The sequence below is a fragment of the Streptomyces uncialis genome (assembly GCF_036250755.1).
Lineage (GTDB): Bacteria > Actinomycetota > Actinomycetes > Streptomycetales > Streptomycetaceae > Streptomyces > Streptomyces uncialis.
Window position 1 is genome coordinate 4172054 of sequence record NZ_CP109583.1, and the last position, 12703, is coordinate 4184756.

The 12703-nt window shown below is 72.5% G+C and carries 9 protein-coding genes; 5 read left to right on the plus strand and 4 right to left on the minus strand.

Annotation, left to right across the window (positions count from 1 at the left end; translation table 11 throughout):
- Positions 1-16 precede the first annotated feature (16 nt).
- Positions 17-1402: a tetratricopeptide repeat protein gene (locus OG711_RS17095; protein WP_073783584.1), complete on the minus strand. Its 1386-nt coding sequence runs from the start codon at positions 1400-1402 to the stop codon at positions 17-19.
- Between the two features lie 355 nt (positions 1403-1757).
- On the opposite strand from OG711_RS17095, the gene OG711_RS17100 reads away from it, so the two are divergent.
- On the plus strand, positions 1758-2417 hold the full coding sequence (locus OG711_RS17100) for a bifunctional DNA primase/polymerase (protein ID WP_099284854.1): 660 nt from the start codon (positions 1758-1760) through the stop codon (positions 2415-2417).
- A gap of 805 nt (positions 2418-3222) precedes the next feature.
- Positions 3223-4638 (plus strand): PAS domain-containing protein, encoded by a 1416-nt coding sequence (locus OG711_RS17105; RefSeq protein ID WP_329559666.1) that lies wholly within the window; start codon positions 3223-3225, stop codon positions 4636-4638.
- A 158-nt stretch (positions 4639-4796) separates the two neighbouring features.
- On the opposite strand, the gene OG711_RS17110 is transcribed toward OG711_RS17105, so the two are convergent.
- Complete coding sequence (locus OG711_RS17110; RefSeq protein WP_329559667.1) at positions 4797-5627, minus strand: SIS domain-containing protein; 831 nt, start codon at positions 5625-5627, stop codon at positions 4797-4799.
- 420 nt (positions 5628-6047) lie between these two features.
- Between OG711_RS17110 and OG711_RS17115 the strand changes: the two genes are divergently transcribed.
- Positions 6048-6740, plus strand: coding sequence for a metal-dependent transcriptional regulator (locus OG711_RS17115; RefSeq protein WP_073783578.1), 693 nt, complete (start codon positions 6048-6050; stop codon positions 6738-6740).
- A gap of 1192 nt (positions 6741-7932) precedes the next feature.
- The gene (locus OG711_RS17120) at positions 7933-8790 is read left to right on the plus strand and encodes an alpha/beta fold hydrolase (protein ID WP_073783576.1); all 858 of its coding nucleotides are present in this window, start codon (positions 7933-7935) and stop codon (positions 8788-8790) included.
- A gap of 325 nt (positions 8791-9115) precedes the next feature.
- Here the strand turns inward: OG711_RS17120 and pdxH are convergent, their stop codons facing one another.
- The gene (pdxH, locus tag OG711_RS17125; RefSeq protein ID WP_329563868.1) at positions 9116-9757 is read right to left on the minus strand and encodes a pyridoxamine 5'-phosphate oxidase; all 642 of its coding nucleotides are present in this window, start codon (positions 9755-9757) and stop codon (positions 9116-9118) included.
- Positions 9758-10233: 476 nt separating this feature from the next.
- On the opposite strand from pdxH, the gene OG711_RS17130 reads away from it, so the two are divergent.
- Positions 10234-11346, plus strand: a complete 1113-nt coding sequence (locus OG711_RS17130; protein ID WP_266509133.1) for a citrate synthase 2 — start codon at positions 10234-10236, stop codon at positions 11344-11346.
- A gap of 288 nt (positions 11347-11634) precedes the next feature.
- On the opposite strand, the gene OG711_RS17135 is transcribed toward OG711_RS17130, so the two are convergent.
- Positions 11635-12693 carry an isopenicillin N synthase family dioxygenase gene (locus OG711_RS17135; RefSeq protein WP_329559668.1) on the minus strand — a complete coding sequence of 353 codons (1059 nt, stop codon included), beginning with the start codon at positions 12691-12693 and terminating at the stop codon, positions 11635-11637.
- Positions 12694-12703: the final 10 nt, after the last annotated feature.

Below are 12703 nucleotides of genomic sequence, written 5' to 3' on the forward strand. Positions count from 1 at the left end.
GCAGGCGTCTCCTCCGTCAGGCCGCGGCCTGGAGTTCGAGGCGGGCGCCGAACTCCCGTACCACCGGCTCGTCGCGGAACGGTTCGAGCCGTTGCTGGAAGTCGTCGAGGTACTCGGCACCGCGGTTGGACCGCAGGGTGCCCAGCAGTTCGACGGCGCTCAGACCCGTGTGGCACGCCTGCTCGATCTCGCGCTGCTGCACCTGGGCGCTGGCGAGCAGCACCATGCCGATCGCCCGCCTTCGCGCGCGGGTCTGCGGGTGTTTGTCGAGTGCCTCCTGTGCGGTGCGGGCGGCGGCCTCGGACTGGCCGAGGTCGCGGTGGCAGTGGGCGAGTTCGTCCGCGAGGTACGCCTCGTCGAAGTGGGCGATCCACACGGGGTCGTCGCCGGTGGCGGAGTCGGCGCGTTCCATCGCGGAGACCGCGCGGCCGGTCGCCGCCTGGGCGGACCGGGTGTCCCCGAGGAGGGCGTGACCCCGGGCCTCGGCGGCGTGGAACATGGCCTCCGCGCGTGGGGTGACCCGTCCGCGCGCGCCCTCCTGTGCGGCGCGGGCGAGCTGGGCGATCTCGCGCGGGTTGCCGAGCTGGGCGGCCAGATGGCTCATGGAGGCCGCCAGCACATAGCCGCCGTATCCCCGGTCGCCAGCGCCCTGGGCGAGGCGCAGCGCCTGGATGTAGTAGCGCTGGGCGAGGCCGGGCTGGCCGGTGTCGACGGCCATGTAGCCCGCGAGTTCCGTCAACCGGGCGACCGCCGCGAACAGTTCACGCCCGATCGCCTCCCGGTACGAGCCCGCGAGCAGCCCGGAGACGACGCTGTTGAGGTAGTGGACGACGACGGGCCTGACGTGTCCGCTGCCGTACTGGTGGTCGAGGTCGACCAGGGCCTGGGTCATCGCCTTGACGGCGGCCACGTCGGAGGCGCCCACGCGGGGGCCCGCCTGGCGTGCCACCTGGGCGTCGGGGGTGGAGATGAGCCAGTCCCTGCTGGGTTCGACCAGCGCGGACGCGGCCACCGACGAGCCCGACAGGAAGTCCCTGCGGCCCACGTCGCTGCGCCACAGTTCGCAGACCTGCTCGATGGCGCCGAGCACGGTGGGCGAGAACTGGAGGCCGACGCCGGAGGCGAGGTTCTTGCCGTTGGCCATGCCGATCTCGTCGATCGTGACCGTACGGCCCAGTTTGCGGCCCAGGGCCTCGGCGATGATCGCGGGTGCCCGGCCCCGTGGCTGCTGACCTCGCAGCCAGCGGGCGACGGACGTCTTGTCGTAACGCAGGTCGAGGCCGTGTTCCGCGCCGCACATGTTGACGCGGCGGGCCAGCCCCGCGTTGGAGCACGCGGCTTCCTGGATGAGCGCTTGCAGCCGTTCGTTCGGCTGCCGCGCGACGAGTGGCCGTGCGGCCATGACGTAAACCCCCTGTGGCTGCGGCGTTCGCCAGACCGCCGCCTCGTCGTGTCTGGGTCGTGTCCGGGTCATGTCTGAATCGCGTCCGATTTGAGTTGCTTCGCACTGTTCGGTCGCCGATCACGGCGGCTTCTCGCAGATCAATGCCCCGGCGACAAACGGAAGATGCGGGACATACGAGAAATGCCGGGGTAACAGCCGGTAGTCCGCCCCTACCCTGGTTACCCACAGCCGCGGCTCGACCCTCCGCGCGCCCCTGTCAGTGCATCCATGCGCCCCATGTGCGGGTTCGATGCACCGTGCCCGCGCGCGTGGAGGGCCGTAACCCCGACAGAAAGCGAGAGTTGAGAAGCACGTGGAAGAGACCATCGGAGTCACATCGGCCGCCCAGATCCCCAAGCAGCGTGGGGACGCCCTCCCGGACACCGCGGCGCGGTACGCCGAGGAGCGGCACTGGGACGTGTTCCCCGGTACGTGGATGGAGACCGTGGACGGGGTCCCCCGATGCTCGTGCGGCGACACCGGTTGCGCCGAGCCCGGCGCCCATCCCGCGCGCGAGGACTGGGCGACCCAGGCCACGGGCAGCGCGACCGTGGCCCGCCGGCTCTGGGCGAAGCAGGCGACGGCGTCGATCCTGATGCCCACGGGCCGCACCTTCGACGCGATCGATGTGCCCGAGACGGCCGGGTTCCTCGCCCTGGCGCGAATGGAGCGGATGGAACTCACCCTCGGCCCGGTGACCTGCACCCCGGACCGGCGGATGCAGTTCTTCGTGCTGCCGGGTGCCGCCGCCAAGGTCCCCGACCTGGTCCGCAAGCTCGGCTGGCCGCCCGCCTCGCTCGACCTGGTGACCCTGGGCGAGGGAGCCTATGTGGCCGCCCCGCCGACCCGGTTCGGCACCAAGGGCGCCGTCCAGTGGGCATGCCGCCCCACCGCGGCCAATCGCTGGCTGCCCGACGCGGAGGAGATCGTGAGCCCGTTGGCGTACGCCTGCGGCCGGGAGGCCCGTCGATAGGGCGCCGGTGCGCCGTTGCACGAGGAGCGGGCCGTCCTTCCGCCGGACGGCCGGACAGGACTCCGTACGGATCGGCCCCGGACGGCCTCCCGCGCGCGGACCAGCGGCGCGCGGAGGTGTCCGGGGCCGTGGGCTTTCATGGGCCGGGTGCAGGGCGCGGCCTGGGCCGCGGTACTGCCGTGCGTGGGACACCGCGTCGTACGGAACCGCGTCGTACGGAACCGCGTCGTACGGGGCACCTCGTCGTGCGGGGGACCTGCCGTCGATCGCGGGGCCGGGCCGTCAGAACTGCGGGCGGCCGGTGAACGCGGACAGCAGACGACCCGCAGGCCGTGGTTCCGGCCGCGCGAGGCGGCGGGAAGCCGGCCGGACGGTTACCGGCGGCCTGCGGGTCGGGTGACTGCTGGGATTGGGCCGGCTGCGCGCTCTCACGCGCGGGTCCGGCACCGCACTAGGTGTGGTGACGGGCGCTAGCCCGCAGCCACCTCACTCGTCCGGTAATCACTCATGCTCCGAACCACCTCCCTTCTGTGTACGACCGACCATAGGCACCCTCCCGCGCGCGTTCAACGGGTTTTCCGGGGAATACGGCGCGGCCCTCCCGGCAGCCGGACGAGATGTGCGCCCCCATGCGCCCACCAGCGCGAAAGCACGACCGGGAGCAGCAGGCCATTTCCCTCCGGCTGCTGTTTCGGTGAAGACTGTGTGTGCTGGGTCACGCTGGAGTTGAATGGCCTGGAGCGGTAACGCAACACCTACGTACTACGGCGCATTACTGGCGGTACTGGCGGACAGGGGGTGCCAGGTGAGTGCTTCCCGGCGTAGTGGGACCACCGACGAGATCGGACCGCCCGAGCCCGAACGGGACGGCTCCGATCTGCTCGCCGCGCTGCTCGACGGCATGGACGCGGCACTCTGCGCGTTCGACGCGGACGGTGTCGTCACCCATTGGAACCGCGAGGCGGAACGCGTCCTCGGCTGGACGGCCGCCGAGGCCGTCGGCCGCCGGGGTCTGTCCGGCTGGGCGGTGCGCCCCGGTGACGCCGCCGAGGTGGAGGGACGGCTGCTGACGGCGATGCACGCGCAGGGCCGTCAGGTGCATGAGTTCGCGCTGGTCACCAAGGACGGCGGCCGGGTCCTCGTGCGCGTCCAGTCGGCGGCCGTGCGCGGCGCGGACGGCAAGCCCGCCGGGCTGTACTGCGCGTTCAGCGAGGTGCACGCGCAGATCGATCTGGAACGGTCCATCGCGCTGAGCGAGGCGCTGTTCGAGGACGCCGCGTGGGGGGTCGTCCTCGTCGACGCCGATCTGCGGCCCGCCGTGGTGAACGCGCATGCCGCGCAGGCCCTGGGGAGCGGTCGTACGAGCCTGCTGGGCCGTCCTCTCGGTGATCTGCTCACCCAGGGCGTGGAGGAGCTGGAGGGCGCCCTCGCGCACGTCCTCGCGGAAGGTCCGCCACCCACGCCGACCGATCTGTGGGTGAGTGTCAGGCTGCCCGGCGGTGACACCCGGCGGTGCTGGCGCAGCGGCTTCGTCCGGTTGTCCTCGCCCCTCGCGGAGGAACCGGTTCCGCTGGGGGTCGCGTGGCTGTTCCAGGACGTCACCGAGTCCAAGCAGACCGAGCAGGACGCCGCACAGCTGCGGTTCCGGGTGAACCAGCTGCATCGCGCGGCGCGTGCCGCCGCCGAGTGCGAGGACCCCGTCGAGGCGGTGAGCGTGCAGCTGGACTTCTCGCTCGCCGGATTCGCCGACAACGCGGTGCTGGACCTGGTCGTCCGGGACCCCGCGAGCGGCGCTCCCCCGCGGGAGGACTCCCCCGACGGCACCCCGGTACGTCTGGTGCGGGCCCTCGCGACACCGTCCGGGACACCCGGCCCGAGCCTCGACCGGTACCGCACCGCGCTCCCCGCGCGGTACGCGGCGGCGCATCCCGCGCTCCAGAGCGTGGAACGCACCAGTTCGGTACGGGCGAGCGCGCCGGCCGGGGCTCCGGAACGGGCCCCGGAGTGGGCCGCGGCCCGGCAGTGGCCCGAGGACACCGTGCACGCCCTGTGCTCGGTGCTGCGCAGCCGGGGCCGCACGCTCGGGGTGGTGACGTTCCTGCGCGCGGGGAGCCGGCCCCAGTTCGAGCGGATGGACGCGACGTACGCGGAGAGCATCGCCTCGCGGATCGCCGCGGCGCTGGACCTGGCCGGGATCGGCACGGACCCGCCGCGGACCTGACGGCCCGGTCGGACGCGCACGAGCACACCCCGCGCGCGTGCGTCCCGGGCCACCCCGCGCGCGTACGTATCGAACCCGTCCCGCGCGCGGAGCGAGCCGTTCACGCGCGCGGGGCGACGGTTCGCCGTGACGATGTCACCGCTGGTGGAGCTCCGGCGTCACCGCTGGTAGAAGATCCGGTCCCGGTACTCGGCCATCACCCGGCGGTTCCACTCATGACCGCCGTCGACGTTCCCGGAGCGCAACAAGGGGGGCTCGATCCCGCGCTCCGCCAGCGCGCCGGCCGCCGTCGCCAGCACGGCCTGGAGGAGCGCGCTGGTGACCACCGTGGAGGCCGGGGCGAACGGGGCCTCGATGCCGTCGTGGGTCAGTTCCGCGTCCCCGACCGGGATACGGCTGTCCAGGACGATGTCGCAGTGGTCCTTGAGGTAGGTGCCCGAGGAGTGCCGTGAACCGGTCTCCGTGGCGTAGGCGACGGAGGTCACCCCGATGACCTTGACGCCACGCGCGCGGGCGCTCATGGCCATCTCGACGGGCAGGGCGTTGCGTCCCGACAGCGAGATGACGAAGAGGACGTCACCGGCCCTGAGCGGGCTGGTCTCCAGGACCACCGTGGCGAGGCCGTCGACGCGTTCCAGGGCGGAGCCGAGGGTGGCGGGCATGACATCGACGCCGACGACCCCCGGGACCGTCAGCAGGTTCATCAGGGCGAGGCCGCCCGCGCGGTAGACGACGTCCTGGGCGGCGAGCGAGGAGTGTCCCGCGCCGAACGCGAAGAGCCGCCCGCCGTCGGCGACGGTGTCCGCGAGGAGGGCCCCGGCGGCGGCGATCTCGGGCGCGTCCTGGTCACGGACCTGCTGGAGCAGTCCGATGGCCGCGTCGAAGAACCGGTCGGACAGCTTGCTCCCGGCCCCCGCCGCGTGGCCCCCCGCGCCGTCCGCCGGCGCGCCCCCGGCCTGGTCTGCCGCTCCGGACCTGCTGTCGCTCATCGCCGATTCCCCTTCGTCCGCGGTCGTCGTCACCGCGCGCGGGAACCGTGCGACCACCGCGCGCGGGAGTGCGTCCACCTCGCGCGATGTGCCGCGTGGGTGAGGTGGACGGGCCCGCGCGGGGGCGTTCCCGCGCGCGTGTCGCGGATCACGGTGCGGTCTGGACCACTGCGCTGTCAATACGCTCACCGACCGCCGCGCAGTACGCTCGGTGAACCGTCCCGCAGTTCGTTCACGTACCGGTCCGAGGTTCCTGGCGCCGGCGCGCGGGACCGGGCGCACCGGACGCGGAATCCGGCGGGCCGCATCAGCTGTTCTGCGGGTAGGCCCGGTTGTCAGCGCCATGCGTCAGAATTGGGGCCAGGGGCCAGCGCACTCGCTAGTGCGGCACTAGCAAAGCCGAACGAGGGGCACGTACGAATGTCCGGACTGATCGACACCACGGAGATGTATCTCCGCACCATCCTCGAACTCGAAGAGGAAGGTGTGGTCCCTATGCGCGCCCGTATCGCGGAGCGCCTGGATCAGAGCGGCCCGACGGTGAGCCAGACGGTCGCGCGCATGGAGCGTGACGGTCTGGTGTCGGTCGCCAGCGACCGGCATCTTGAGCTGACCGAGGAGGGCCGCAGGCTCGCCACGCGGGTGATGCGCAAGCACCGGCTCGCGGAATGCCTGCTGGTCGATGTGATCGGCCTGGAGTGGGAGCAGGTCCACGCGGAGGCGTGCCGCTGGGAGCACGTGATGAGCGAGGCGGTGGAGCGGCGGGTGCTGGAGCTGCTGCGGCACCCCACGGAGTCCCCGTACGGCAACCCGATCCCCGGGCTGGAGGAGCTGGGCGAGAAGGAGAGCGCCGACCCGTTCCTCGACGAGGGCATGGTCTCCCTCGCCGATCTGGACCCGGGCAGCGACGGCAAGACGGTCGTCGTGCGCCGGATCGGGGAGCCGATCCAGACCGACGCGCAGCTGATGTACACATTGCGCCGGGCCGGGGTGCAGCCCGGGTCCGTCGTCAGTGTCACGGAGTCGGCGGGCGGGGTGCTCGTCGGCAGCGGGGGCGAGGCCGCGGAGCTGGAGACCGAGGTGGCGAGCCACGTCTTCGTCGCCAAGCGGTAGCCGTCGGGAATCGCCGGACGGTTCCCCCCGGACGACCGGAGGGGTCCCGTCCGGCAGCTGGACCCCGCCGCACCTCGGCGCGCTCGGTCGAGGTGGGCGGACACGAGCCCTTGTGCTGCCCCGAACCGCCCCGGGGCCTGTCCGCCCCCTCGCACCCGCGGCACCCCGCCCCGCAAGCGGTGCGCGGGTCCCGTGAATGGGCCCCGCCGGGTGTCTGAACAGCCTCTGCCGGGCGGCGGCCGAGAGGCCACCGAAGCGACGTTCACGCTCGGCCCCACGCCCCCGTCGATCCAGCGCCGCCCGGCGGCATCGATGAGCGGCCACAGTCCCGCCGTACCGCGCGGGTATCGGTTCACCGCACATGTGACGGGCGCCCGTCACCGCTCCGGCGGACGTACCGAGCACGAGGTCCCCCCGCTCCGACAGGTCGCGTCCTGGCGCCGCCCGCCCCGGCCACCGGATGCAGAGGCCCCGCACCCGGCCGCGCCGTGGGACCACTGAGGCAACTCCACACGGGAGGGGGACAGTTGACTTTCCCGTGCGGACCGGATTCGGGATTCTGTGCGTGGAATCGCAGCGGCCGCCCCGATCCCGTGCCAGGCTGTGCGAGAGGCATATGACTCGAAGGCTCTGGGCCGCGCGGAGCGGTCCGGCCGCTCGGCCGGGGAGGGGCGGGCGATGCGCTGCGAACACCAGGCGAGGCATCACCGGCACGACGGGAACGGCGCACCTCGCACGAGCGCCGACACCGGCACGGACAAGGCCCGCCGACGGGCCGGGACCGACCATCCCGGCCGCCGACGACACGTATGGGCCCCGGCGCCTCACGGCGCCGGGGCCCGGTCCTCCCCTTCGCCGACCCGGAGCCCCGAGCTCCCAGGGTCAGCCCCTTCGGACCGTCTTCCCCGAGCGGCCCGCCCCTCGGGAAAGATCTCCCCAGGGTGGGATCGGCCAACCCTCGGACACCGTCACCCGAACGAGCGGTGTTGGCGGCCAGAACCCCGTTTTCGAATGAAGGTTCGATAACCTGAACCATGCGAGAGCGCCGCACCGGGGCGGCCCACGCGCGCGGTGAGGCGCCGTGGCCACACACCCCGGCGACACGTTCCCCAGCGGACCGGAGCAGCACATCGAGACCCGGAAGAGCCCGCGACCAGCCAATGAGCCGACGAGTGAGGGGGGTGCCGTAGCAATGGCCACGCGCATCGAAGTGACCGGGGCGGACGGCGTACACCTGACCGCCTGGGACTTCGCCGACCCGCCCAAACCAGGGCGGTCGCGCGAGCCGGGCGTGCTGTTGCTGCACGGCCTGATGGGCCGCGCGTCCCACTGGGCGGGCACGGCCCGCTGGCTGGGCGAGCGGCACCGCGCGGTCGCCGTCGACCAGCGGGGCCACGGCCGCAGCGACAAGCCTGCCGACGGCCCGTACGACCGCGAGGCGTACGTGGCGGACGCCGTGGCCACCCTCGAACAGCTCGATCTGGCACCCGCCGTGCTGATCGGCCACTCCATGGGCGCGCTCACCGCCTGGCAGGTCGCCGCGCGCCGCCCCGACCTGGTGCGGGCGCTGATCCTGTGCGACATGCGCGCCTCGGCTTACGGGGCGGCCTCCCAGCGCGAGTGGGAGGACTGGTTCCGCGCGTGGCCGCTGCCGTTCGCCACCCTGGCCGACGTGCACAAGTGGTTCGGCGAGGACGACCCCTGGGCGGAACGCCCCAACCCCGCGCGGGGCGCGTTCTACGCGGAGGTGATGGCCGAGTCCCCCGACGGCTGGCGTCCGGTGTTCGACCCCGAACAGATGCTGCGCTCCCGCGAGGCATGGGTGCACAACGCGCACTGGGACGAGCTGGCGCAGGTCCGGTGCCCGACCCTGGTCCTGCGCGGGCTGGACGGCGAGCTGGGCCGCGCGGAGGCGCAGGAGATGGTGCGGGTGCTTCCCCGCGGGCAGTACGCCGAGGTGGCCGACGCGGGCCATCTCGTGCACTACGACCAGCCGGAGGCATGGCGTACGGCGATCGAGCCTTTCCTGGAGGGAGCCCTGACGGGGTGACACCCCGCCGGGTGCCGGAGCGTCCGCGAACCCGCGCGCGTGGGGAGGACGGCCAGTGATCCGGCGGGGTGAGGTCGTACGGTCCAGGACGCCTCCGGGTGCCCGAAGGCGTCCTGGACCGTGCCGACGGCGGCACCGCGCCCCGCACGTCCGGTGGGGTGCCCCGAGCTGTCCAGCACGTCCTGCCGGGTCCGAACTCCCCACGAGCCGCGCGGTGCCCGCACGGTCCGGTTCCGTTCTGTTCGCAAGCGCCGGGGAGTTCTGGACCTTCCCAGCAGGTCACGGAACCGGTCGACAGGGCCGTCAGGAGTCCTCGGCGGCCCTCTCAGGGGCTCAGCCGCTCCACACGCCACCCGGGGCCGTCGGGCTCGCGAACGTAGCTCAGACGGTCGTGGAGACGGTTCTCGCGGCCCTGCCAGAACTCGACGGTCCGCGGAACGACCCGGAAACCGCCCCAGTGCGGGGGCACGGGCACCTGCTCGCCCTCCGGATAGCGGGCGGCCAGCTCCTCGTACGCCGTGTCCAGCTCGGTGCGGGACGTGACGACCGTGGACTGCGCGCTCGCCCAGGCGCCCAGCTGCGAGCCGTGCGGACGGGTGCGGAAATAGGCCGCCGTCTCGTCGCGGCCGGTCCGTGCGGCCGTGCCCGTGACCAGGACCTGGCGGGCCATGGGGTGCCAGGGGAACAGCAGCGCCACCTGGGGGTTCTCGGCGAGGTCACGGGCCTTGCGGGAGCCGTAGTTGGTGTAGAAGACGAAGCCCTCGTCGTCGTACCGCTTGAGCAGGACCGTACGGGAGCTGGGGCGGCCCCCGGCGTCCGCCGTCGAGACGACCATGGCGTTGGGCTCGTAGAGCGAGCCCTCGTCGGCGGTGCGGACCGCGTCCCTGAACCAGCGCGCGAACTGCTCCATGGGACGGGCGGCGAGCTCGCCCTCGGCGAGACCCTCGGCACGGTAGTGCTCGCGCATCGCGGCCGGGTTCGGATGATCGAAGGAGTCGCGGTTCACGCCGTCATCCTGCCGTACGGCCGTCCCGGGAACGATGCCGAGGCGGCGCCCCGGACGCGGGCACCGAGGGCCCGTACCGGGTGCCGCGCGGGTGATCGTCACACGGAGTAGCGCATGGCACTCAGTGCCGCGAACTCTCCCATTTGGTGGCACTGAGGGGTAGTGTCCTGCTTCCGGACCGGTTGAACGACCGCCCCATCGGGGCATCACCGAGGTGACGGTCCGGTCCGTGGTGCCCGCGTCAGGGGCGGCGCCCACGGAACGGCGGCCCCCCGACGGTGGTCCGTCGTCGGCACCTCCACCAGTACCTCCATAGCGCGCGGGGACCCGTCACCATCCGTCCCCACTTCCTGTTCCCCCCTCACGACCGTCACGCGCGGTCACCCACCACGGGGTGTCCGCGACTGTCCGTCGTCCATCACATGAGGAGCCGCCTGATGTCCGATTTCGTACCCGGACTCGAAGGAGTCGTCGCGTTCGAGACGGAGATCGCCGAACCGGACAAGGAGGGCGGCGCCCTCCGCTACCGGGGCGTCGACATCGAGGATCTCGTGGGACACGTGTCCTTCGGCAACGTCTGGGGACTGCTCGTCGACGGCGCGTTCAACCCCGGACTCCCGGCGGCCGAGCCGTTCCCCATCCCCGTCCACTCCGGTGACATCCGTGTCGACGTCCAGTCGGCGCTGGCCATGCTCGCACCGGTGTGGGGGCTGAAGCCGCTGCTGGACATCGACGAGGAGCAGGCCCGCGAGGACCTCGCGCGCGCCGCCGTCATGGCGCTGTCGTACGTCGCGCAGTCCGCGCGCGGACAAGGCCACCCCATGGTGCCGCAGAGTGAGATCGACAAGGCCCACTCCGTGGTCGAACGGTTCATGATCCGCTGGCGGGGCGAGCCGGACCCCAAGCACGTCGCCGCGGTCGACGCGTACTGGACCTCGGCCGCCGAGCACGGGATGAACGCGTCGACGTTCACCGCGCGGGTGATCGCTTCCACCGGCGCCGATGTCGCCGCCGCGCTGTCGGGCGCGGTGGGCGCCATGTCCGGCCCGCTGCACGGCGGGGCGCCGTCACGGGTCCTCGGCATGATCGAGGAGATCGAGCGGACCGGGGACGCGCAGGCATACGTCCGGCGGACCCTCGACAAGGGCGAGCGGCTGATGGGCTTCGGCCACCGGGTCTACCGCGCGGAGGACCCCCGCGCGCGGGTGCTGCGACGCACCGCGCGGGAGCTGGGCGCGCCCCGGTTCGAGGTCGCGGAGGCCCTGGAGAACGCGGCTCTGGCGGAACTGCACGCCCGTCGCCCGGACCGGGTACTGGCCACGAACGTCGAGTTCTGGGCCGCGATCGTGCTGGACTTCGCGGAGGTCCCGGCGCATATGTTCACGTCGATGTTCACGTGCGCGCGGACCGCCGGGTGGTCGGCGCACATCCTGGAACAGAAGCGCACGGGACGGCTGGTACGGCCTTCGGCACGATACGTGGGCCCCGGCACGCGCGACCCGAAGTCGATCGAGGGGTACACGGACATCGCCGCGCCGGGTACGTCCTGAAGCGGGACGTCGTGAACCGGTGCCTCGTCAGCGGGCAGGACTCGTCCGGCCGCTGACCTGATTGACCTAGTTGGCCGCGCTGACCTCAGTGGCCTAATTGGCCACGTTGGCCTAGTTGGCCAGGCTGACCTAGTTGACCTCAGTGGCCTAGTTGACCTCAGTGGCCTCATTGACAGCGCCGGCCTCGTCGACCTGATTCGGGTCCCCGGGCCCCACGGCAGGCTCGCGCGGTGCCGTGGGGCCTCAAGAGCGCCCAAGGACGCCCAAGGACGGTCCAGGAAACCGCCGTTACGCCGGGACCAGCAGGTCTGCGTGGTGGCGGGCCGTCACCTGCGGGTGGGCGCGCAGCTTGCCCTTGAGCTCGTTGCGGCCGTACTCGGCGTACAGGGGGTTGTCGGGGTCGCTGGTCACCCCGGGGGCCCTCGGGGCGTACGGGAACGCCAGCGGTTCCACGCGCGCGTCAAGGCGCGGGTTGTAGAAGAACGGCACGGAGAAGCGCTCGGTGGCGCCGAGCGGGCTGACGACCCGGTGGTTGGTGGCCACGAGATAGCCGTCCGTGGCCACTTCGAGGAGTTCGCCGAGGTTGACGACGAACGCGCCGGGCAGCGGCGGTACGTCGTGGAACGCGCCGTCCTCCCGCTCGACCTGGAGCCCGCCGACCTCGTCCTGGAGGAGCAGCGTCAGGAAGCCGTAGTCCTTGTGCGCGCCGACGCCCTGATCGGCTCCGTCGCGTGAACTGCCGGGGTAGCGGACCAGCTTGAGATGCGGGTGGGCGCGGTCCCCGAAGACGGGATCGTAGAAGTCCGGGGACGCTCCGATGGAGGCGAGGAGTTCCCGGAGCAGACGGTCGGCGACGCCGGTGAGGTGTTCCATCCAGCCGAGCGCGGCGGTGCGCAGCTCGGGCAGGGCGGCGGGCCACTGGTTGGGCCCCTGGAGCCACCAGTAGGCGGGCTCGCCGGGGGCGGGTGCCCGCGCGGGACGTTCGGGGCCGATGTCGAGCTGGTCGCGCCAGTCGCGGCTGCCGCCGGTGCGTTCGTCACCGGTGCGGGTGTAGCCCCTGAAGTGCGGGGAGTTGACGTTGTCCAGGGCGAGCCGGTCGGCCTCGGGGAGGGCGAAGAACCGGCGGGTGGCACTGGTCAGAGCGGTGGTCTCGGCATCGCTGACACCGTGCCCCACGAGCTGGAAGAAGCCGACACGGTGCGCGGCGTCATGCAGCTGCGCGTGCAGCAGGGCACGTGCTTGCGGGCCGCGGTCGGCGGCCGAGAGATCGATGACGGGAAGCTGGAGCTGGTACGGCCGCTCGTGTGACGGGTGGGTCGGGTACGGGGACCGGGGGGAATGCGTCATGGTGTGCGTC

Excerpts from the sequence above, each read along its gene's own strand:
- OG711_RS17095 (WP_073783584.1), bottom strand. The coding sequence starts at position 1,402 with ATGGCCGCACGGCCACTCGTCGCGCGGCAGCCGAACGAACGGCTGCAA.
- OG711_RS17115 (WP_073783578.1), top strand. The coding sequence starts at position 6,048 with ATGTCCGGACTGATCGACACCACGGAGATGTATCTCCGCACCATCCTC.
- OG711_RS17120 (WP_073783576.1), top strand. The coding sequence starts at position 7,933 with ATGGCCACGCGCATCGAAGTGACCGGGGCGGACGGCGTACACCTGACC.
- OG711_RS17130 (WP_266509133.1), top strand. The coding sequence starts at position 10,234 with ATGTCCGATTTCGTACCCGGACTCGAAGGAGTCGTCGCGTTCGAGACG.
- OG711_RS17135 (WP_329559668.1), bottom strand. The coding sequence starts at position 12,693 with ATGACGCATTCCCCCCGGTCCCCGTACCCGACCCACCCGTCACACGAG.
- OG711_RS17110 (WP_329559667.1), bottom strand. The coding sequence starts at position 5,627 with ATGAGCGACAGCAGGTCCGGAGCGGCAGACCAGGCCGGGGGCGCGCCG.
- pdxH (WP_329563868.1), bottom strand. The coding sequence starts at position 9,757 with ATGCGCGAGCACTACCGTGCCGAGGGTCTCGCCGAGGGCGAGCTCGCC.